Annotated in this window: 18 protein-coding genes; 4 read left to right on the top strand and 14 right to left on the bottom strand. The window is 42.2% G+C overall.

The features are described from left to right. Positions 1 to 151: 151 nt before the first annotated feature. On the top strand, positions 152 to 466 hold the full coding sequence (locus tag ACTWQL_RS20720) for a hypothetical protein (RefSeq protein ID WP_443144306.1): 315 nt from the start codon (positions 152 to 154) through the stop codon (positions 464 to 466). On the opposite strand, the gene ACTWQL_RS20715 is transcribed toward ACTWQL_RS20720, so the two are convergent. The 4 genes from ACTWQL_RS20715 to ACTWQL_RS20700 form a co-directional block, all read right to left on the bottom strand. Beyond that, on the bottom strand, positions 455 to 1,399 hold the full coding sequence (locus ACTWQL_RS20715; protein WP_443144305.1) for an ArsA family ATPase: 945 nt from the start codon (positions 1,397 to 1,399) through the stop codon (positions 455 to 457). The genes ACTWQL_RS20720 and ACTWQL_RS20715 overlap by 12 nt on opposite strands. A gap of 18 nt (positions 1,400 to 1,417) precedes the next feature. Continuing rightward, the gene (locus ACTWQL_RS20710; RefSeq protein ID WP_221568885.1) at positions 1,418 to 1,684 is read right to left on the bottom strand and encodes a cory-CC-star protein; all 267 of its coding nucleotides are present in this window, start codon (positions 1,682 to 1,684) and stop codon (positions 1,418 to 1,420) included. Next, positions 1,684 to 2,001: a hypothetical protein gene (locus tag ACTWQL_RS20705; protein ID WP_443144304.1), complete on the bottom strand. Its 318-nt coding sequence runs from the start codon at positions 1,999 to 2,001 to the stop codon at positions 1,684 to 1,686. Before ACTWQL_RS20705 ends, ACTWQL_RS20710 begins: the two co-directional genes overlap by 1 nt. Before the next feature lie 156 nt (positions 2,002 to 2,157). Next, complete coding sequence (locus ACTWQL_RS20700; RefSeq protein WP_443144303.1) at positions 2,158 to 3,900, bottom strand: carbon starvation CstA family protein; 1,743 nt, start codon at positions 3,898 to 3,900, stop codon at positions 2,158 to 2,160. Positions 3,901 to 4,164: 264 nt separating this feature from the next. Here ACTWQL_RS20700 and ACTWQL_RS20695 point away from each other — a divergent pair, with 264 nt between their 5' ends. After that, positions 4,165 to 4,551, top strand: a complete 387-nt coding sequence (locus ACTWQL_RS20695) for an NUDIX domain-containing protein (protein ID WP_443144302.1) — start codon at positions 4,165 to 4,167, stop codon at positions 4,549 to 4,551. 204 nt (positions 4,552 to 4,755) lie between these two features. On the opposite strand, the gene ACTWQL_RS20690 is transcribed toward ACTWQL_RS20695, so the two are convergent. Both ACTWQL_RS20690 and ACTWQL_RS20685 read right to left on the bottom strand, forming a co-directional pair. Further along, a complete protein-coding gene (locus ACTWQL_RS20690; RefSeq protein ID WP_443144301.1) occupies positions 4,756 to 5,721 on the bottom strand; it encodes a hypothetical protein in 966 nt (321 codons plus the stop codon). Between the two features lie 48 nt (positions 5,722 to 5,769). Then, complete coding sequence (locus tag ACTWQL_RS20685; protein WP_443144300.1) at positions 5,770 to 6,615, bottom strand: hypothetical protein; 846 nt, start codon at positions 6,613 to 6,615, stop codon at positions 5,770 to 5,772. 437 nt (positions 6,616 to 7,052) lie between these two features. On the opposite strand from ACTWQL_RS20685, the gene ACTWQL_RS20680 reads away from it, so the two are divergent. Beyond that, positions 7,053 to 7,262 (top strand): hypothetical protein, encoded by a 210-nt coding sequence (locus ACTWQL_RS20680; RefSeq protein WP_443144299.1) that lies wholly within the window; start codon positions 7,053 to 7,055, stop codon positions 7,260 to 7,262. Between the two features lie 27 nt (positions 7,263 to 7,289). On the opposite strand, the gene ACTWQL_RS20675 is transcribed toward ACTWQL_RS20680, so the two are convergent. The 4 genes from ACTWQL_RS20675 to ACTWQL_RS20660 form a co-directional block, all read right to left on the bottom strand. Next, entirely contained in the window at positions 7,290 to 8,627 is a 1,338-nt protein-coding gene (locus ACTWQL_RS20675; protein ID WP_443144298.1) for a S8 family serine peptidase, read from the bottom strand. 596 nt (positions 8,628 to 9,223) lie between these two features. Continuing rightward, on the bottom strand, positions 9,224 to 10,120 hold the full coding sequence (locus tag ACTWQL_RS20670; protein WP_443144297.1) for a glycine betaine ABC transporter substrate-binding protein: 897 nt from the start codon (positions 10,118 to 10,120) through the stop codon (positions 9,224 to 9,226). Positions 10,121 to 10,129: 9 nt separating this feature from the next. Then, positions 10,130 to 10,780, bottom strand: coding sequence for an ABC transporter permease (locus tag ACTWQL_RS20665; protein ID WP_443144296.1), 651 nt, complete (start codon positions 10,778 to 10,780; stop codon positions 10,130 to 10,132). Between the two features lie 15 nt (positions 10,781 to 10,795). Beyond that, positions 10,796 to 11,914, bottom strand: coding sequence for an ABC transporter ATP-binding protein (locus tag ACTWQL_RS20660; RefSeq protein ID WP_443144295.1), 1,119 nt, complete (start codon positions 11,912 to 11,914; stop codon positions 10,796 to 10,798). A gap of 367 nt (positions 11,915 to 12,281) precedes the next feature. Between ACTWQL_RS20660 and ACTWQL_RS20655 the strand changes: the two genes are divergently transcribed. Then, a complete protein-coding gene (locus ACTWQL_RS20655) occupies positions 12,282 to 14,810 on the top strand; it encodes a transglycosylase domain-containing protein (RefSeq protein ID WP_443144294.1) in 2,529 nt (842 codons plus the stop codon). 146 nt (positions 14,811 to 14,956) lie between these two features. Here ACTWQL_RS20655 and ACTWQL_RS20650 read toward each other — a convergent pair whose 3' ends face one another. The 4 genes from ACTWQL_RS20650 to hemH all read right to left on the bottom strand — a co-directional run bounded on the left by ACTWQL_RS20650 (position 14,957) and on the right by hemH (position 20,504). Next, positions 14,957 to 16,093, bottom strand: a complete 1,137-nt coding sequence (locus ACTWQL_RS20650; protein ID WP_443144293.1) for a CapA family protein — start codon at positions 16,091 to 16,093, stop codon at positions 14,957 to 14,959. A gap of 395 nt (positions 16,094 to 16,488) precedes the next feature. Further along, positions 16,489 to 17,745 (bottom strand): ATP-binding protein, encoded by a 1,257-nt coding sequence (locus ACTWQL_RS20645; RefSeq protein WP_443144292.1) that lies wholly within the window; start codon positions 17,743 to 17,745, stop codon positions 16,489 to 16,491. Positions 17,746 to 18,165: 420 nt separating this feature from the next. Further along, complete coding sequence (gene hemY / locus ACTWQL_RS20640) at positions 18,166 to 19,563, bottom strand: protoporphyrinogen oxidase (RefSeq protein ID WP_443144291.1); 1,398 nt, start codon at positions 19,561 to 19,563, stop codon at positions 18,166 to 18,168. Between the two features lie 2 nt (positions 19,564 to 19,565). Then, positions 19,566 to 20,504, bottom strand: coding sequence for a ferrochelatase (gene hemH, locus ACTWQL_RS20635; RefSeq protein ID WP_443144290.1), 939 nt, complete (start codon positions 20,502 to 20,504; stop codon positions 19,566 to 19,568). Positions 20,505 to 20,506: the final 2 nt, after the last annotated feature.

Here is a 20,506-nt window from a genome sequence, read left to right as displayed (position 1 = left end):
GTCGTTGATTTCCGCTCCAGGAGTCTCGCTTTCCGCGGGGCGTGCGTTGAGCCCACTCGTCGCCTTGCGACCTCAGGAGTCTCCTTATCAAGGAAGCATTTGTGCTCCTGCGTCTACAAGAAAGTCCTGTCGAAGCGAGCTTCCTCGTCGCATGCCTTGCGAGGAGATTATTCAGGTAGTAGGCACGCTGATCCCGCAGGAGTCTCGCACCTTGCTCTCCAATCAACTTGCACAAGGTGAGTTTTTAAAAATGATTCATAAGCAACAATCTTCTAGAAAAGAGCCTAAAACAATAAAGAATCCCTATAAAAAAGTTGGCAAAGCCAAGCCTTTGTGCAGGCTGAGCCTTAGTTACCCTTATACTGAAGAAAGTATTTTCTTTAAGTGCAAAAATGCCTGGACCTCCCATAGGAGATCCAGACATTCCTTTTTGTCGTATCTTACATATCTTATCTTATTGAAATAGTTCTTCTTGCATTGCTTCACTGATTCGGTCTAATGCTTCTAGTGTGGAAACGTCGCCATCAAGGAGTGGAATGAAAATTTTCTCCTGTTGATTGAATTTCTTATCGATCATTTGGATATATTCCTTTTCCTGTTCTTTTCGTTTCCTGAGGAAAGAACTGTCTTCCACATCAGGTAAGAGCTTGTTGACCACAAGAGTATTGACGAGCAGATCGTGTTTCCTCAACGTTTCCACTGCTTTTTCCGTTTCTAAAATCGGAAGCCGTTCTGCGTTCAATACAAATACATACTCCGTCAGTTCATCATCCAATAATATTTTCCGAACTTCAGCGAAACGCTCTTTCCTTTTATCAAGGATGTCATAGATCGGGTCTTCTACCGGTTCCCCGTCTCCCATCCAGGCGGAAAAGTTTTTATTCAAGTTTTCCCGTCTTTTCAGCATCCCGTCGATCCAGGCTCCCATCAATTCCGGCAGGGTCAACAACCTGATTGTATGCCCGGTTGGAGCTGTATCGAAAACGATCGTATCGAATGAACCTTTTTCATCTAAAATAATTGACACGAGTCGATCGAACATCGCTGCTTCATCGGCTCCTGGAGAACTTCCAGCAAGGTCGATCTGACGATGGACTTCCTCCACCATTTTCGCTTTAACAAGACCTTTCAGGTTATCTTTTACGCCATCAAGATAACGTTTTGTTTCTTCATTCGGGTCGATTTCGATCGCAAAAAGGTTTTCTGTCAAACGCTTCGGGTTTCCAGATAACCGTTTATGGAAAATGTCCCCTACATTGTGAGCCGGATCTGTCGAAACCAACAACGTTTTCTGCCCTTTTCTTGCTGACGTCAAGGCAAAAGCTGAGGCAGACGTCGATTTCCCCACTCCACCTTTTCCACCAAAAAATACGATTTGTTTATTTACAATCTTCTTCACACGCCACACAACCTCTCATCAACAACAACGAATTCCTTCCAGTGGTGACTTTTCCATTCCCATTCGTAGATGCCAATCATGAAACTTCTCCAGAATCGATGGATACAGTTCAAGTGTATAATAGGAAACTGGATTCGGAATTCCGAGCAATTCGGAAAAGCATAACAATAAAAACAGATCATCCTCATCACGAAGCTCCCGCTTGATCTCTGTCTTATGATTATGACTTAATATTTCATCATATAATTCGATCAGTCTTTTAAAAGACCACTTCGCTTCAGTCATCATCCGTCACCCCGCTCGTTCATTTCTTGTTGTATCCGTTTTAATAGTTCATTGTCCGACAGTGCTGGTTCATTAATCCACCGTCCGTTCATGAAAACCGCACCACGACGGGCTCTCCAAAAAAGATTCTTAAAAACATCAAGTAATCCTATTTTACCATGTCGAACCTGACCAAACATATAAACGACAATGGAAATCAGATTTCGTGGATCTGCATAAACAAGGTCCACCTGGTCCCCATATTCTTTTACAATTTGCTGATACAATACACCGATTTCTTGCATCTCTTTCCGATCATCTTGAAACTGATCTGACATACTGATGAACCCGTCACCAGAGACACCTCCGCATCATCCTCCGCCAATCTCAGGCAAGACACGTATGACAAGGATTTCGTGTTTCATCATTGATCACCCTTTTCACTTCATTCAAAAGGGGAGCAGTTTCCCGCCCCCCCTCAAGCCATCAATTTATCAAGCCGTTTTATCCATATCGGATGGATCTTGTTTTTTACTCAAGACTTGGAAAGCTTCTACAATGATCCATAGAGCGAATCCAAGGATCAATGCCCCGAAGATGAACAATAAAACATTTGTATCTGCCGCACCAGCTCCAGACCATTCAAATATGACCTGTTTACCCATGGCCCAGACAGTCATAACGAGGACGAACACCATCGGAATGAATGTTGGCATGAAGTTCCGTCCTTGCTTTTTCAACCAGATGGACACAAGCAACAAACTGATTCCTGCTAATAGCTGGTTGGATGTACCGAATAACGGCCAAAGCAAGTATCCACCAGATCCGAATCCATTCGGCCCTTCTGGAAGAAGCACAAGCATTGCACTTGTACCAACTGCGATCGATGTTGCAACATGTGCCTTCGTCAATGCTGGAAGCTTGTACTCCGTTCCAAGCTCAGCAATGATATAACGCATCAAACGAACAGATGTATCAAGTGATGTAGCCGCAAAACTGATGACAATAACCGCTACGATCGTTGATGCAATATTAGCTGGGATTCCAACACCAGATGCTAAGACTCCTGCACCGCCGATAAAGTTCCCAAGACCTCCTGCACTTGCAGCAGCAAAACTGTTATACGCTGCTGAGAAATCAGCTCCAGTTGCAAAGAACGTCGTTACAGCGATGATTGCAAGTAACGCAAGCATCCCTTCCCCGACAGCCCCAAGATAACCTACGAATTTAGCATCTGATTCCTTATCAAGTTGTTTGGAGGAAGTTCCAGATGCGACTAGACCATGGAAACCTGAAATGGCTCCACAGGCAATCGTAATGAATAAGAGCGGCCACATCGATATATCAGCGCCTGAATTTACCGCTGGTGCAGTGATTTCAGGGTTTGTGAAGAGTACTCCCAAATAAAGGATAACCAAACCAAGTACAAGTTGATGAGAGTTGATATAATCCCTTGGCTGCAATAGCTTCCATACAGGTAAAGTAGAAGCGATATACACATAAACCATCAATACAATAATCCAGACGAAGAACGCCATCGAGACGCCATTCAATCCGAACATCACCGTATTCCCTTCTCCACCGAACCATTTAACAAGGTCGATTTGAAGAACATCGAATTGAGAAGCGAGTACAGCGGCCCCATACATGAATGCAAGTGCGACGATGGATGGCAGCAACATACTCCGACTTTTTTTATAAACTGCATACCCAATCCAGATCGCTAATGGAATCTGAATGAAGATTGATAGAACGGATGCAGGAAATTTAACAAATAGGTTGGCAATGACCCATGCAAACACTGCGTTAACCATTAATACGAGAATCAAGATGATGAATAAGAACAAAATCTTCGCTCGATGACCGATCAATTTGTTTGCAATGGTACCAACAGATTGACCTTTGTTACGGACAGATAATACGAGTGCTCCGAAATCATGCACACCGGCTGCAAATACGGTTCCTAGAATGACCCATATCACTGCTGGGAGCCAGCCCCAATAAACGGCAATTGCCGGCCCGACAATCGGTGCCGCTCCTGCTACTGAGCTGTAATGGTGTCCCCACAATACAAATCGATTTGTAGGAACAAAGTCGACCCCATCTTTGTATTTATGTGCTGGAGTCACAAAATTTTCGTCAAGCTTGTAAATCTTTTCAGCTATGAATTTTGCATAATAACGATAGCCTAGTAAAAAAATCGATATTCCAATTACTGCTAAAAGCAAACTACTCATTACCTACCCCTCCCTTGTCTCATTACTACTATCGTAGGCAAAGACGTAACCGCTGTCAATATAATTAAAGAAAATTCAGAATGTTGGTATTTATAGGATAATTGGAATGAGACTGAGTTCCTCCTTAAATGACCGATACCATAGTTCCTTTTTGCTAAAATTGCTGGGACCTCCTTTTTACTCTATAGTTAATTTAAAGCTGTGATTGTCATATTCATGTCAATAGTTAGGACTCCGTTCATGTAGGATAAAAGGGGGATTGCTTTGCTTTCGCAAGCGGTTGTTATGTCTAATGATAAAATTTTAATGGTTAAACAGTGGGTTCAGAGAGGTGAACTTGTATGGAACTTTCCTGGAGGCGGTATTGAACGTGGTGAAACTCCTGAAGAGGCGTGTATACGCGAGGTTAGGGAAGAAACGGGATATGAAGTGAAAATTGAAAGGCTTCTATTTAAAAATGCGAGTAAGTATACCTTTGTAGCAACAATCATAGGGGGAACTCTCAAACTCGATACAAGTAATCCTGATAATGCTGATTTAGTTGATATACAGTGGGTTCCGATAAATGACCACGAAAAATTCGATTCATACACCGTACCTTTAATTGATAAGTTGAACCAAAAAGGTAGTTTTCAGTGTCGTTTTCTGTAGGATTTTGTCATTTGGACCGATACATGGACCGTCCTGGCCGTATAAATGCCCATTCAGCCGTAAAAAAACATGATTTTGGCCGTATACATAGAAAAGACCGGGAGGGATCCCGGTCTTCCTAAGTATAACGTTATGGTAGTACGATTGTTTGAGTTTCAGTTTCTGTTGTAGCTTTTGTGTCAAGATTAGCTTCAACATCTGTTTCTACACTTGTTCTTCAGTCATTTCTTCGTCTTCTTCTACGTCTGTTTCTTCGGTAGGTTCTTCATCTGTTTGAGAAGTGGTGTCTTCAGTAGTACCAGCAAGAACTGCAGATCCTTCAGCAGCATGTTCTTTTGCAGTATCACTAGCGTTCACATGCCCTTGTGCATTTGCTTTGTTTTCAGCAGAAACGTTAACTTCTTCAGTGTCATCAGCTTCTTCTGTTTCACTGTCTTCTTCTTTTTCACTGTCTTCTTCTGTGTCTACATCTTCGTCAGTTGCTGCATCTTCTTCTTTTGCTTCTTCGTCAGCATCTACATTAGAATCTTCATCCGCATCTGTTTCTTCTTCTGCATCTTCGTCTTCTTCAGTCTTAGCTTCGACATCTGTTTCGACAGTTGTTTCTTCTTCAGAGTTTGCGTCTTCTTCAGTTTCTGGTGCAACTGAAAGATGAACGGCAGAGTTCTCAGCTGCGTTTTCTTTTGCTACATCACTTGCATGATATGCACTGGAATTCGCTTTATTTTCTGCAGAAGGGTTGACCTTCTCTTCTTTCGGCTCTTCCATTTCTTCATCTTTGTCTGCATCTTCTACATCAGTTTCTTCTGTTTTCACATCAGAATCAGTTGGCTCTTCTACTGTCACGTCTTCTTCAGGTGTTTCTACATCAGTATCTGCGTCTGTTTCAGAACCAGCTTGTACAGCAGAATTAGATGCTGCATTTTCTTTTGCTTTTTCACTGGCATTGACGTGTCCTTGAGATTCAGCTTTGTTTTCAGCAGATGGATTATTCTTAGCTTTCGTTTTAGATTCTGCTCTTACTTCGTCATCTAAAGCTTGGACTTTTACCTCAGCTTTTTTCCCATTACCCGCTGCTTCAACAGAATCAATACCTACAAAAGTTCCAAATGCAAGTGCTCCTGCAAATACTAGAGATTTGACTACCATTTTTCCGTTAACTCGTACCATTAAAAATCTCTCCTTCTTCTTCTCATTATTAGTTTTATCGTTCGATTATCAAACAGCATGAGGAAGAAGGTCAGATTTTGGCGGTGGTGAAGGCGGTGCATTGATCCACTGATTATGTTCTCTGCGATGTTCAGCTAAGAAATCACGATCAAGTGTGACCAATGGACCTGTCCCTGAAAAAGATAAAGCATAGAAAAGAGAACCATTTCCTGATGTGTTAGAAGATCCATCCTTATGTTGATTTTGTTTGGATAGTTGATATCCGGTTTGTGAAGGTAACACAAACGGAGCATCAGCTGGACTTTCATCTTGTGGCAATGGCTGCTGATTGGATTTGGATTTTGCTGCATCTCTAACTGCAATTGTTTGTTTGTCATCAGTAGAATTGTTACTGAAATTCAGCTTCTCTTTTAGTGGATTTTGTCCATCTGTCTTCTGTTTTATTTCAGAAGAAGGTGCATCTTTTAAAGGGTTAAGGTCTTCACCACGGTCATTATGTACTGAGGGTCCGGATTGATCAGTGTCCTGGCTTGGTTTATTCGTTTCTTTCTTTATCTTTGAAACACCGTTCCCATTTACTGACTTATCTTTAGCATCGTTTTTCACATGCACCGGTTTCTCTTTTTCTTGAGGCTGATCGACATTTTTTAAATCAGCTTTGGCTTGTTCAGGTAACTCCTGATTTCCATTACGATCTGCATTTTCATTTTGTCGATTATTATCAGCGTTTATTAAAGCGTTTTCATTTTTCCGTTCTTCTGCTGAATTATCTGCCTCTGCTGGAGGGTCAGGTAATTCATCTGGTTTTCCATTGTCGTTCGCCAGAACTTCAGATGGAACCAACAGACATGCTCCCGCAATAAGCCCTTTAACAATCAGGGTTTGAATTCGCACGTACTTCACCCCCTTTCAATTTCCACTATTAATACTTTTCTATTAAAAATTGCAAATTATGTCGGGTGTTAGTGGTTGAAAGTAACAAATGGCTATTTAGCACTACTGTTTTCCTTATTTTGTTAGATGGGAATCCTTATTGTATTTACGGGGGGCTCGCTTAGTTTGTTGTACCGTTGGAGTCTCGTATATTTCCACTTAGCACCTTCCGTAAGAACCTTCCATTAACAATAACTTTTAGAAAGGCTGTTTTCGCAAACGTTGTTGCTGTTGCACTTAAAGAAAGTATAAAATACTTTCTTCAGTATAAGGGCAACTAAGGCTCGACCTACAAAAGGCTTGGTCTCGCCAAGTTTTCTTTAAAAGTCGTTGATTTCCGCTCCAGGATGCTCGCTTTCCACGGGGCGTGCGGTGAGCCCACTCGTCGCCTTGCGACAGTGAATGGTCTCACCTGTCCCCTGATTCCGCAGGACAAGGAAAGCTTCGGCAGCGTTACATCGCACGAAGAAAATGCGATTTTCATTTTCGAGGAGTCTCGCACCTTGCTCTCCAATCAACTTGCACGAGGTGAGTTTTTTAAAATGACTCAAAAGCAACCATCTTTTAGAAAAGAGCCTTTAGAAAACAGCAAAAAAGAGAAGGCCTAAGCCTCCTCTCAAGTGAGTTTTACAATTTTATTTTGCAACGGTATGAACAGCTTCATATGCGTTTACGTAACCTGCACCAACTTCATGAAGTTCGTAACCTGCCATTGGATCAGCGGTATTGACCATTGCGTCGAATACCTCATCCGGCGTTAAATCCGGGTTTGCTTCAAGCATCAATGCTGCAACTCCAGAGATATGAGGCGTTGCCATGCTTGTGCCGCTTGCTGTGGTGTAATATGGAAGGTGTGCTGGATCGATATACGTGATGTCTGTCGTTGTACCAAGTAGGTTCATCACTAATCCTGTAGATGATTTCGCTGCAACAATATCTACACCTGGTGCCGTGATATCTGGGTGGATGAGCTCATCCCCTGGAATCCCTCTTGAAGAAAAATCAGCTAATTGTTTGTCCTTTGTTCCTGCAGCTACTGAGATGACCCAAGGTGCTGCAGAATATGGATTAAGTGTATCGTTATCTGGTCCTTCGTTTCCAGCTGCAAAAGCCACAACCATTCCAGCATCATAGGCTGCCTTACTCGCTACATTAATCGGATCATTCGGAGAATATTCCCCTGTTGTGCCCCAGCTATTGCTGATGACATCAATCCCGTATTCATCCTGGTTTTCCAATACATAATCAAAAGCTTCAAGCGCCCAGAGTACACTGATCGCTTCCCCAGTACCAAGTCCGACAAGCTTCGCGTCAGGAGCAACGCCTGTATATAGACCATCACTTGATGTACCATTCCCTGCAATCGTACCTGCAACGTGGGTTCCATGACCAGAAGATGTATCAGTATTCGGAACATTTTCTAAGTAAAGTGACTCAGACCCGTCAGAAAACAAGCTATTCCCTACTAAGAATTTTACGTTTTGGACGACCTTGTCCCCTAGAGGAAGATCAGGGTGTGTTGCGTCTATTCCACTATCGATGACAGCGACTGTTGTTCCCTCGCCGGTATACCCCAAATCATTCCATACCTGCTCAGCACCAATCAATTGGCGACTATCACGAAGTTTATACTCCAAATTTTTATCATAAAAGATTGAAAGTGCATTGATTCCAGCTGACAATAATGAATCTACTTCCAATTTAGTCCCCTGGATCGCCACCATCGGCAGATTCTTAAACGTTTTCGTTGTCAGCCCGAAACCTTCAAGTTCTTCAATTTCATCAGCTGACGGCATAGTGTCATACGTAATAACCGCTTCGACGATGAACTGGTTACCCGCTGCACTCAGCACATTAGTAAGAGCATCATCAATCTCGATCGAAGACGCCTGCGCCTGATGATTGGATTGAGCTGCAAAAAACAATCCAATAATCAAAGCTGTGCTTAGAATAATTGAACTGAGTCTCTTCATACGTGTTGCCTCCCCAAAATAAAGTAATTGACTAATTTTTCTTTCAATTACAATTTTCGAGGAATTTCTTAATGAAAACAATCAAGCAATAGATATAAATGTTAAATAGGTCCTATTCTTAAAATCATAGTACCAACGATTTACCCCATACCCTATAATCAGTAGACCAACCTTCTACTGTACCAGGCACCGTTCAAAAAGTCAGCTGTACCAAGGGTTTCCGTTTGGTGCCTGGCACCGCTCAAGAATCCAGCTGTACCAAGGGTTCCCGTTCGGTGCCTGGCACCGCTCAAGAATCCAGCTGTATCAAGGGTTCCTGTTCGGTGCCTGGCACCGAACAGGAGAGAGGAGAACCTTAGCGGACACAGGAGACCTTATTTTACGTAAAATCGGTCATTCTAAAAAAATTACGGACATCAGAGCTCTTATTTCGTTAAAATCATATGAAATCAGCTCTTTTGTTCACAAATAACGGCTCTGGTGTCCGATACGATTTTAGGACAATGGAAAAACAAAAAGGCTGACCCAAACTTTAATGAAAATTGTTGTTTGGGGTCAGCCATTTTTCAAATGTGTTTTAAGCCATTGATGTTAGCTTAGTCAATCAGCCCTTTTTGTTTCAGGAAGTCGATGGCGACTTGTTTTGGATCTTCGTTATCGATGTCTACCTTTGCATTCATTTCGGCCATTTCTTCTGAAGAAATCTTTCCTTCCAATTTCTTCATCACTTTTTCAACTTCTGGGAATTTATCCAATGCTTCCTGTCGGATTACTGGAGCTGCATAGTATGGTGGGAAGAAGTTCTTGTCATCCTCCAATACTTTCAAGTTAAAGCGCTCGATTCGTCCGTCTGTGGTGAACGCCGTAATGAGATCGACCTCTCCATCCTTCACGGCATTATACATCAAGTTCGGATCCAGACTTTCCTTACTTTTGAAGTTAAGATCGTATGTTTTTACATATGGATCATATCCATCCGGTCTTTCATAGAATTCCGGTGGTGCTGCGAAAACAAGATCATCAGATTTTTTCGCTAGTTCAGACGTTGTTTTAACACCTAATTGATTATAGGTTTCTTCCGTCATCGCTAATCCATAGTTGTTTTCGAACCCTAGCGGGGGCAGCCATACAATATCCTTTTCTTTTTTATATCCCTTTTTTGTCGCTTCATATACTTCCTCAGGGGATTGATCAGGATTATACTTTTCCTTAAGAACAGCTAGATAACCTGTCCCGGAATACTCAACATACATGTCGATATCTCCGCTTTCCATCGCCTTTGTCAATACATCAACTTCTCCAAGACCTTCTTTCACTTGTACATCATAATCCGTGTTGGCTTTGATATATTCAGCCATCAAATGAGGAAGGATATATTGCTCTGTCCATTTCTTACCTGAGATGACGAGGGTGTCACCTCCAGCTCCTCCGCCTCCACATCCAGTAACGATCAACATCAATAGTAAAATCGGTAACAATGTCTTTTTCAACATGAGATCCTCCTAGTCTTGTTTTTTAAGCCCTTTTGGCGTTACGATCCGTTCAATACCTTTCAAAATCGAGTCAAAAAAGATTGCAAGCAATGCAGCTGGAATCGCACCTGCTAAAACAAGCTCGTTATTCAATGTACTTAATCCTCTGTAGATGACATCTCCTAAACCACCAGCTCCGATAAAGGTTGCCAGCGTTGCAACTCCAATCGTCAATACTGTTGCTGTTCGGATCCCTGCCATGATAACAGGCAATGCCAAAGGAAGTTCGATTTTCAATAGTATTTGCCACGATGTCATTCCCATTCCTTTACCAGCCTGGATCAAAGCATCGTCGACACCAACGATTCCTGTGTATGTATTTCTTAAAATCGGTAAAAGCGCATAGATCATCAATGCAATGATTGCTGGCGTGCTCCCAATTCCAAAAACGGGAAGGAGAAATCCGAATAAGGCTAAGCTTGGGATGGTTTGGAAAATAGCTGTGATCCCGATGACGATTTCTGCGATTTTTTTCAATCTGGAGATGATGATCCCCAATGGTACGGAAATCAAAATTCCAATCAGAATCGAAACGAACGAAAGATATAAATGCTCTTCAAGTGCCGTCAGAATAGTCGGCCATCTATTAATGAATGTGTTTATAAAACTGTTCCAGTCCAATGAAATACCTCATTTCTATACGGTTTGTTTCATTCCGGCTAGTCCTCTCATCATGCTTGACTTTGTTATCAAGCCTGCTAGCTTACCTTCTTCAAGTACTGGGATGGTCTTGACCTGATGTTTTGCGAAGATTTCTGCAATGTCAGTATAAAGGGTTTCGGCTGTTACAGAATGAGAAACTTGTGACATGATGTTTTCAACCTTTTTGGTTTCCTCACCATAATTCGCTTCCAAAACTGAAAGCTCCAGAACACCTTCAAGTACTCCATTACCACTCGTAACCATCAAACTATCGACCGAATACGTTTTCATGATTTGCAAGGCTTCAGCAAGCCCACGGTTCGGTTTGACAGTCGCAACCTTGGAGAGCATTAAGGATTTCGCTGTCTTTCCGCCAATCTCTTTATTCATCCGCTCTTCACCAATAAAATCTTCCACGAATTGATTGGCAGGGTGTCTCAATATTTGATCAGGTGTATCCAATTGAATGATTTCACCACTATCCATGATCGCGATCCTGTCTGCGATCTTCAGGGCTTCGTCCATATCATGTGTGACAAATACGATCGTCTTGTGGATGTTATCCTGCAAGGCTACAAGTTCATCCTGCAATTGCTCCCGACTGATAGGGTCCAATGCACTGAAAGGTTCATCCATAAGCACGACAGGCGGTTCAGCAGCTAAGGCTCTTATCACGCCGATACGCTGTTGTTGGCCTCCGCTCAATTCAGAAGGATAGCGCTTTTTAAATACTTTTGGCTCAAGTCCGACAAGGTCCAGGAGTTCATCTACTCGACGTATGTACTTTTTCTTAGACCATCCTTTCATTTTCGGTACAAGTGCCACATTATCTTCAATGGTCATATGAGGAAATAGACCGATTTGCTGGATAACATAACCGATATTTCTTCTAAGTTGGACAGGATTCTGATTCTTGATATTCTCCCCATCCACATGTATCTCCCCGCTGCTGGGTTCCAATAAACGATTGATCATTTTCATGGTTGTCGTTTTTCCGCACCCACTCGGGCCGATCAACGTCACCAGCTCTCCCTTGTTGATATGAAGGTTGATGTTTTTCAACGCTTGGAAGCCATCTGGGAAGGTTTTACTGACTTGTTTGAACTCGATCATTCATGTTCCCCCTTCTAACTATCATCATTTTAGATTACCCTCTCTTCTCATAAATAAACGCGATTTTCACTTTAGTCACCGGTTTTTCTTCGCAAAATTCACTCTGGCGAAACCCTTTAGCGGACACAGGAGACCTTATTTATTCATTATTACAGATAACGTCTCTCGTGTCCGTTAGGGTTCCTTTTTTGCTTGAATCGCTTTGTCCAGACGGAATGTCGTGAATTACGAGAAAATCAACAATGACAACGAACAAGGCTTTTTCTTCAAAACAATCAGACAATTTCCACCAATGTTTATAATTGGAATTTGACGGGTACTTTCAAATTAATACTTCTATTTTTCGAAAAGAAAGGTCGTGTCAATCATGTCCCGTTTTCAAAACAAGAAAGAAGCAAGACAAGCGAAGAATCAAAAAGGATATTTTAAAGTATTTCTAGCGACCTTCCTCGTCTTTTTACTCATATTAGTCGCTGGCGGAGTGACTGGGCTCGCCTTTATTCAAGATGCTCCGGATTTAACAGAAAAAGAATTGAAGTATGCCAATTCCTCTACGATTTACGATATGAATGGAGAAAAGATCACTGAGCTCGCAGGTAGTGAGCATCGAATTCCAATCAACATCGAGAATGTACCCCAACACGTAAAGCAAGCATTTATAGCGATAGAGGATGCACGATTTAGAGAGCATTTCGGGTTGGATCTCAAAAGGATCGGCGGTGCAGCTCTTGCTAACCTAAAAGATGGCTGGGGTTCTGAAGGTGGCAGTACAATCACCCAACAAGTCGTGAAGAATACATATTTATCTCCGGAAAAGACGATCAAGCGAAAAATTCAAGAAGCCTATTTAGCTGTAAAATTGGAACGGAAGTACTCAAAAGGTCAGATTTTAGAAATGTACCTCAACCGAATCTACTTCGGAAATGGTGCTTACGGTCTAGGAGCGGCTGCAGATGTATATTTCGGTAAAAGTGTCGAAGAGTTGACCGTCGCAGAAGCTGCTCTTCTTGCTGGTCTGCCCCAAAGGCCTAATGGTTATGACCCAATCAATCATCCAGAAAATGCACTTGAGAGAAGAAGTATCGTCCTTTCATCAATGAAAAAACAAGGGTTCATCTCAAAAGCAGAAGAAAAGAAGGCGAACGCCACTAAGTTAGAAGAAATCCTCTATAATAAACCTGAAAACAAAGGATATCAGGCTTTTGTCGACCATGTCATCGATGAATTACTAAAAAAAGGATACAATGAAAGCGAACTCTATACAGGCGGTTTGAAAATTTATACGACTCTTGATCCTGAAGCTCAATCCTATACCGAAAAAATGATGACTGGAAATGATGTGATTCCGTATCCGAATGATGATTTCAAAGCCGGGATCGTGCTCCTGGATACGAAGACAGGAGCAATTCGGGCAATCGGCGGTAATCGAAATCCTGACGAAAAAGATATTCAACGCGGGTACAACTATGCAACCGATATCAAGCGTCAACCTGGTTCTACGATCAAGCCGATTTTAGACTATGGACCCGCAATTGAATTTGAAAAATGGTCTACGTATCATCAGATTGAAGATGAAGAACTTGAAATCAATGGCAAAGAATTCAAGAACTATGACGATAAGTTCCATGGCATGTTATCGATGAGAGAGGCACTCATAAAGTCGTATAATATCCCTGCAATCAAAACATTCATGGAGGTTGGCGGAGATCGTGCCAAAAAATTCGCTGAGAATGTTGGCATTTCTCTTGAACATGCCTATCCTTCCTATGCGATTGGCGGATTCGGCGATAATGATGGTGTGTCTCCTCTTCAAATGGCGGGCGCATATGCTGCCTTTGGAAACCAGGGAATGTTCAATCAACCACACACTGTGACAAAAATCGAGTATCCGACAGGTGAAACGAAAGAGTTCGAAACAAAAGCACAAAAAGCAATGAATCAATATACCGCCTACATGGTAACGGATATGTTGAAAGATGTAGTTCGTGAAGGGACCGGTACTCTCGCCAACATCGAAGGATTGCCGTTAGCTGGTAAAACCGGTACTACCAATCCTCCAGAGGGAATTGAAGAGGGGTCCACAGATTCATGGTTTGTCGGCTATACGACTCAATATACCGCCGCTGTCTGGACCGGTTATGAACAAACATCAGCCCAACAGTATGTCACAAAGAAAGACTCGGCAATTGCCAAACTACTATTCAAACAGGTCATGTCGCAGGTTTCAAAGAATACTGAAACAGAGGATTTTGTAAAACCTTCAACTGTGGAGGAAGTGAAAATCGATGAACGGAATGGACAAAAAGCTTCAAGCCATACACCTTCATCAAGTATCATTACTGAACTGTTCGTAAAAGGAACCGACATACCGAGTGCATATAAACCTCCTAAGAAAGACGATGACGATAAAGAAGATGAAGATAAGAAAAAAGAAGACTCTGATGAAGATTCATCAGAGGGAAATGAAGATGAGGATTCTGACGAAGGATCTGGGGACGATGATTCCGGTGAGGACGACGGGTCCGGCGGGGATGATGACGGATCCGGTGGTGACGACGGGTCCGGTGGTGATGATGGGTCTGGTGGTGACGACGGATCCGGTGGTGATGATGGGTCCGGTGGTGACGACGGATCCGGTGGTGACGACGGATCCGGTGGTGACGACGGATCCGGTGGTGACGACGGATCCGGTGGTGACGACGGGTCCGGTGGTGATGACGGGTCCGGTGGTGATGACGGGTCCGGTGGTGACGGAGGTTCCGGTGATGGTGACGGATCTGGCGGTAACGATGGCGATGGTGGGTCAGATGATGACACGAGTGACAGCAGTTCTGAAGATACCTCTTCCAGCAGCAGTACCAATGACCATTCAGATGAATCTGAAGATAACGATTAAACTAAAAACAGTAGATTTGTAGAGATTAAAGGAAGCACCTAAGCGAACCCCTGAGTGTACTATTTGGTACATAAAGAGTGAACACAGCTGACAGCGAAAATCGAAATTATATAAAGGAGGGGCTGACTAAATGTCAGTCCCTCCTTCTATTCTTCAGATTCAACATTTCCATTTTGATCGATGCGAGCATTATAGGATAGTTGGTTAAGTTTATCGATAATTGACTGGTTGTACGTATCATCCATCAACGTTGGTTGATAGGTGATGATTTTAGCTGGAATAATCTGAGGCTTTATTTCATCATCGACAAAAGAGAGATTGACAATCATCGTCTCTTGACCTTTTGGGCTTTTAGATTGAGTGAATACGAAGTTGCCTAGACTGTAAAAAATAGGAGCCCCATCATAGTATTCGATCCCCATCAATGAATGGCTATGGCTTCCCATTACAGCGGAAACACCTGCATCGATGAACTTCCGTGACATTTCTCGGGCATAGTCTTCAGGGTAATCTGCTCTTTCCTTATTCCAATGGATGTAAACAATCGCATGGTCGGAATTTTCAACAGCTTTCTTTACATATTTCATCATCGGCTCATATGTATATGCAGAAGCGATTCCAGGTTGATTTGGTTGTGCAGCCCAATCTGCATATGGCAATACCCTGCTAAGACCAAGTATGGCAACTTTCTTTCCATTCACTGTCTTGTAATAAGCTGTAAAGGCTTCTTCTTCGTTCTTTCCTGCACCGCTATACCCTATCCCGTAATTTTTCAAATGATGCATCGTATCGAATAAGGCTTCTGTTCCGTAATCAAGGGTATGGTTGTTAGCGATGCTTACCATATCATAACCTGCATCTGCAAGACCCTTCAGTGTTTCCGGCTTCGAACGGAAGGCAAATAGTTTTTCTTCTGGGGTCCCGCGTGTCGATACGGAAGTTTCAAGATTCCCTACTGTAATATCTGATTTCTGTAAGATGTGTTTCACAGATTGATAAGGATAATCTACACCATGTTGATCGATTGCTGCTCCAACTCGACTATCCAAAAGGATGTCGCCAGTAAAAGAAATTGTGATTGGATTGACTATTGCATCAGCCGTTTTTATAGGTTTTTCGGATAGTTTAGTAGTAGGTTGGTTAGTGGATTGATTATTTGTTTGTTTCTGGGATTGTTTCTTGTCAGGAGGATCGACTTCAACCTCAATCGGTGCAACAGAAGGAAGTGAGCAACTCGTGAGCAAAAGGACTAAAGAAACACATAAACCAAAAAATACTTTCATCCATCATTACCTTTCCTAACAAAAATTCTCAATCTATAATAATACTATATTACCTTATTTTGTTAAAATAAAGTCTTGACATTTTTTGTTTTTTGTTATTTCAGGAAAGTTTTTTGGCAAGTATTGTTACCTTTCACAACTCATTAGAATGATGGTGGAATATACTTGTTTAGCTATTTAGGAAGGAGCTGGGGAGACTTGCAGATTGCCCGCTTTTTTCTCTTGTGTTGTCTGAATTATGCTCGTTTCGGGACAGGTTCGCTGCTTTTTTCTCATGTGCTGTCCCAATAAAGTCTGAGAGGAGACATAGTATTAAAAGAATTGTCTCCATGAATGTACTGTGATAGAGCCAAAGACATAAAAAAACGAGCTTAAATTGCTCGTTCCTTAGCTTTTCATTTCTTATCTTCTGTAGCAAGAGGGAGTCTGACGGTAACAGTTGTCCCTTTATCCGGAACACTGTTGTAAACGATTGATCCCTTCATATTATTGACTAACCGATAGGTAATCATCGTCCCTAAGCCTGTCCCTTTTGTTTTTGTCGTATAGAACGGCAGACCCACCTTTTGCAGTTCTTCATGGGTCATTCCTTTACCGGTATCTACTATTATAAGATCAACAGAATCGGACGTACTCTGTCGCCACCTTACATATATCGTGCCGCCACCATCGATTGCTTCAATCCCATTTTTAATCAAGTTGATCAAGCATTGTTTCAACTGTTGTTCATCTGCTTTCACATAAAACGGTTTCGAAAGCTCTGATTTAATAATTACATTATTGAAAGCTCCCAACGGAGATAACAAATGGGTAATATTCTCCACTACTTCTTTCAAGTTAACATCACAAAGTTTCATTTCACTCGGTTTCACTAATGAAAGGTAATCTGAAATGATTTTATTGCTCCTGTCCAGTTCATCAATCATCAAAGGAGCATGCTGTTTCAACTGCCGGTCTTCTGTATGAAGGGAAAGGAACTGGATCATTCCACGGACAGTCGTAAGAGGGTTACGAATTTCATGTGCAATTGATGCGGCCATTTGTCCGACAACTGAAAGCTTTCCCAAATAAATCGTCTCTTCCAATTGAAGATTGATCCTAATCAATCTGTCAATTAAGAAAATCAATAGAAAATAAGTTGAATAGAAAGCAATGAAATAAATCAGATAAAACTGGCTGGGTAAAAAATCGACATAAATAGTAAGGATGAGAACATAAAAAAGAAAGAATAAAAATCCAGCGATCAATCCAGGCTTCCATTTCTTAAGTGCTTCATTGAACAACCGCGAATAAGCGAATCCGGTCAAAAGTGCAACAATCGTAATCAGCACACCGACCCAGGCATATTCACCACCGATACTTAGACGGCTGAAAATAATCACAAGACTGCACATTACACCAGGAATCAACCCAGCATAAAGGGTCACGACAATCAAAGGTACTGTCCGTAGATCGAAAACAGTTGACCTGAAGCCATCAATCGGGTAATACATGCAGCTAAGTGCAGCTATTGAACTGATGAGTCCAAAGAACAACTTTTGTTTAAAAGACGTCCCACCCTTTGCATTGAACGGATAGATTAGATTCGCAATAAAGGTTAATGAAACTATAATTGAAATGTTAACAAAGATCGGTTTTAGTAATTCGGCCATTCTATTTCCCTCTATTTATGACGTTACAACGTTTCTTTGTCATTATAGCAGACAACCCGCCTGACACCAAAAAGGGGCTGACCAAAACATCAATTTCCACCATGTTTGGGTCAGCCTTATTTGGATAAGAATGAGTTTCCTAATATTGTAACGGACATCAGAGACGTTATTTGGGCATAAAATGCGGTATTCTAGAATCTAACGGACACCAGGGACGTTATTTATGAACAAATGAGCTGATTTACCAAGATTTTAACGAAATAAGGGCTCTGGTGTCCGTTATTCTTATAAAATGAACGATTTTTGGAAAATAAGGGCTCCGGTGTCCGTTAAGACTTTTGAAACTGCTGCTACAAGGAGAATTGAAGATCTCCTTATGCTCAGCACTTATGCCACAGCTATTTCCTTTATATAACCAGGTTAAATTGCCTTTTCTGTCAAATTCTTGATCACGTTGTCTGCTGCATCTTCTCCTGCGACTATACAATCTGGAAGCCCGATTCCATCCAGAGATGCTCCGGTGATCTGTATTCCAGGATAGTGTTTTTCCATCTGTTCATGCAATTGTTTTTTCCTTTCAAGATGCCCGACAAGATATTGCGGCATCGCTTTCTTCCATCGAGTGACGTAATAAAACTCCGGTTTTTCCTCGATCTTCATTATTTTTTGCAAGTCTGTCAACGTTTTTGAAAGGATCGTTTCATCAGATTCATCAACGATCGCTTGATCATGTTCCCTGCCCACATAACACCTTAACAAGACGTGTCCTGCTGGTGTCGTATGCGGCCATTTCAGGTTTGTCCATGTACACGCCGTAATTGTAAACGGTGATTTCTTGGATATGACAAACCCTGTTCCATCAAACGATTCGGGGATGGCTGACTCAGGAAAGGCTATCGCAATTGTTGCTACTGACGTAGCAGGGACGTCACCGATCAGTTCTTTAATATCATCGTTGAAAAATTTCGCTGCTTTTCTCGCCGGCACCGTCATGATGACTTCATCAGCCTCAATCTGTGACCCATCGGACAAATGCAGTGCATATCCGCTACCGAATTTGTTCAATCCTTCCACTGTTGTGCCGGTTTTCAACTCCACTCGTCCACCAAGGGAATCCTCCAGTGCTTTCACTAAGGAAGACAGCCCCTTTTTCAAAGTCATAAAGGCACCTTTAGAGGATTTTTCACTTTTCTTTGGCTTGGTTTGCTTCATTCCCAAGATCAAGCTTCGGTACCGTGATTCGATATCCTGGAATTGAGGGAATGTCGACTCCAAACTGATTTTATCGATATTTCCTGCATAAACACCAGATAACAAAGGTTCAATCAAGTTTTCAACCACTTCATCACCAAGTCGTCGTTTGAAGAAGGCACCAACAGATTGATCTCCTTTGTTTCGACTTTTAGGTAAGACAAGATCCAGCCCAGCACGTACTTTTCCTTTTAATGAGAACAAACCACTTGCCAAGAATGGACTGATTTCTGTCGGCACGCCCATTACTGCCCCTTCAGGCATTGGATGGAGGCTTGTACCGTGAAGAATGTAAGCTTGCCCCGCATGATTGTTTACAAGATCATAGTCGAGCCCGAGCCTTTCAATAAGATCGGTCATCGCTTTTTTGCGGCTCAAATAGGAATCTGGTCCGCGCTCGATCACGAAGTCATCATGATACTCGGTGCGGATTTTCCCGCCTAAACGGTTTTCAGCTTCAAGGAGAGTAACCCTGATTGGAAGATTCTTATCTTCTATTTGATTTTGTAAAGAAAAAGCGGCGGAAAGGCCTGTAATCCCCCCACCGACAATAACTACGTGTTTCATGATCAATCCCGGCTTTCCAGCTTTTTCGTCACTACTCTTGCTAAGGTCTCGATGAATTCTGGTTTTGCATTCGGCATTTCAGGACGATAATAGGATGCACCTAGTTTATCTGTCACCACTTTACATTCGTAGTCGTTATCGTACAAAACCTCTAAATGCTCGGCTACAAATCCTACAGGACAGTAGATGAAATGCTTATATCCTTCCTGCTCAAATAAATCCTGGGTGAGATCCTGAACATCCGGGCCGATCCATGGTTCTGGTGTGTTACCTGCACTTTGCCAGCCGATCGTGTAATGTTGAAGCCCAGCCTCTTTCGCAACCAAGTCAGCTGTTTCTTGCAGTTGCTCAGGATAAGGATCACCGATTTGGGTGATGCGCTGTGGTAAGCTGTGCGCAGAAAAAATGACAATTGATCGATTGTGTTCATTTTCTGGGATCTGTTTAAAGGTTTCATAGATATGTTCTGCCCAATAGTTGATATAACCCGGCTCAGCATACCAATCATCCACAGGCGAGATTTTCGGTCCGTCGACTCGTTCTGCTTCTTCAATTGCTCGTCCATTATAAGATTTTACAGAAAACGTTGAATAATGAGGTGCCAGAACGATACTGATCGCTTCCTGGATCCCGTCCCTCTTCATCGCTTGAACTGCATCTTCCACAAACGGATCGATATGTTTCAATCCCAAATAAGCCTTGAACTCAATATCATCATGCATTTCATTCAGTTTGTCTTCTAATTTCTGTTTTTGTTCATCTGTAATTTTCGCAAGCGGAGAAACACCACCGATTGCTTCATAACGCTCGATCAAATCCTGAAGGTCTTCTTGGGGTGGCTTCTTCCCTCTTCGTATATGAGTATAGTATGATTCAATTTCTTCTGGACTTCTTGGTGTGCCATAGGCCATCACAAGAACTCCTACTTTCCGCTTCGTCAAAA

Source organism: Pseudalkalibacillus sp. R45 (assembly GCF_052246725.1).
Lineage (GTDB): Bacteria > Bacillota > Bacilli > Bacillales > Fictibacillaceae > Pseudalkalibacillus.
Note: the sequence above shows the minus strand (reverse complement) of the source record. Positions and strands in the feature narration are given on the sequence as shown.

Excerpts from the sequence above, each read along its gene's own strand:
- ACTWQL_RS20645 (WP_443144292.1), bottom strand. The coding sequence starts at position 17,745 with ATGGCCGAATTACTAAAACCGATCTTTGTTAACATTTCAATTATAGTT.
- ACTWQL_RS20720 (WP_443144306.1), top strand. The coding sequence starts at position 152 with ATGCCTTGCGAGGAGATTATTCAGGTAGTAGGCACGCTGATCCCGCAG.
- ACTWQL_RS20705 (WP_443144304.1), bottom strand. The coding sequence starts at position 2,001 with ATGTCAGATCAGTTTCAAGATGATCGGAAAGAGATGCAAGAAATCGGT.
- ACTWQL_RS20710 (WP_221568885.1), bottom strand. The coding sequence starts at position 1,684 with ATGACTGAAGCGAAGTGGTCTTTTAAAAGACTGATCGAATTATATGAT.
- ACTWQL_RS20670 (WP_443144297.1), bottom strand. The coding sequence starts at position 10,120 with ATGTTGAAAAAGACATTGTTACCGATTTTACTATTGATGTTGATCGTT.
- ACTWQL_RS20690 (WP_443144301.1), bottom strand. The coding sequence starts at position 5,721 with ATGGTACGAGTTAACGGAAAAATGGTAGTCAAATCTCTAGTATTTGCA.
- hemY (WP_443144291.1), bottom strand. The coding sequence starts at position 19,563 with ATGAAACACGTAGTTATTGTCGGTGGGGGGATTACAGGCCTTTCCGCC.
- ACTWQL_RS20650 (WP_443144293.1), bottom strand. The coding sequence starts at position 16,093 with ATGAAAGTATTTTTTGGTTTATGTGTTTCTTTAGTCCTTTTGCTCACG.
- ACTWQL_RS20655 (WP_443144294.1), top strand. The coding sequence starts at position 12,282 with ATGTCCCGTTTTCAAAACAAGAAAGAAGCAAGACAAGCGAAGAATCAA.
- ACTWQL_RS20675 (WP_443144298.1), bottom strand. The coding sequence starts at position 8,627 with ATGAAGAGACTCAGTTCAATTATTCTAAGCACAGCTTTGATTATTGGA.
- ACTWQL_RS20700 (WP_443144303.1), bottom strand. The coding sequence starts at position 3,900 with ATGAGTAGTTTGCTTTTAGCAGTAATTGGAATATCGATTTTTTTACTA.
- ACTWQL_RS20660 (WP_443144295.1), bottom strand. The coding sequence starts at position 11,914 with ATGATCGAGTTCAAACAAGTCAGTAAAACCTTCCCAGATGGCTTCCAA.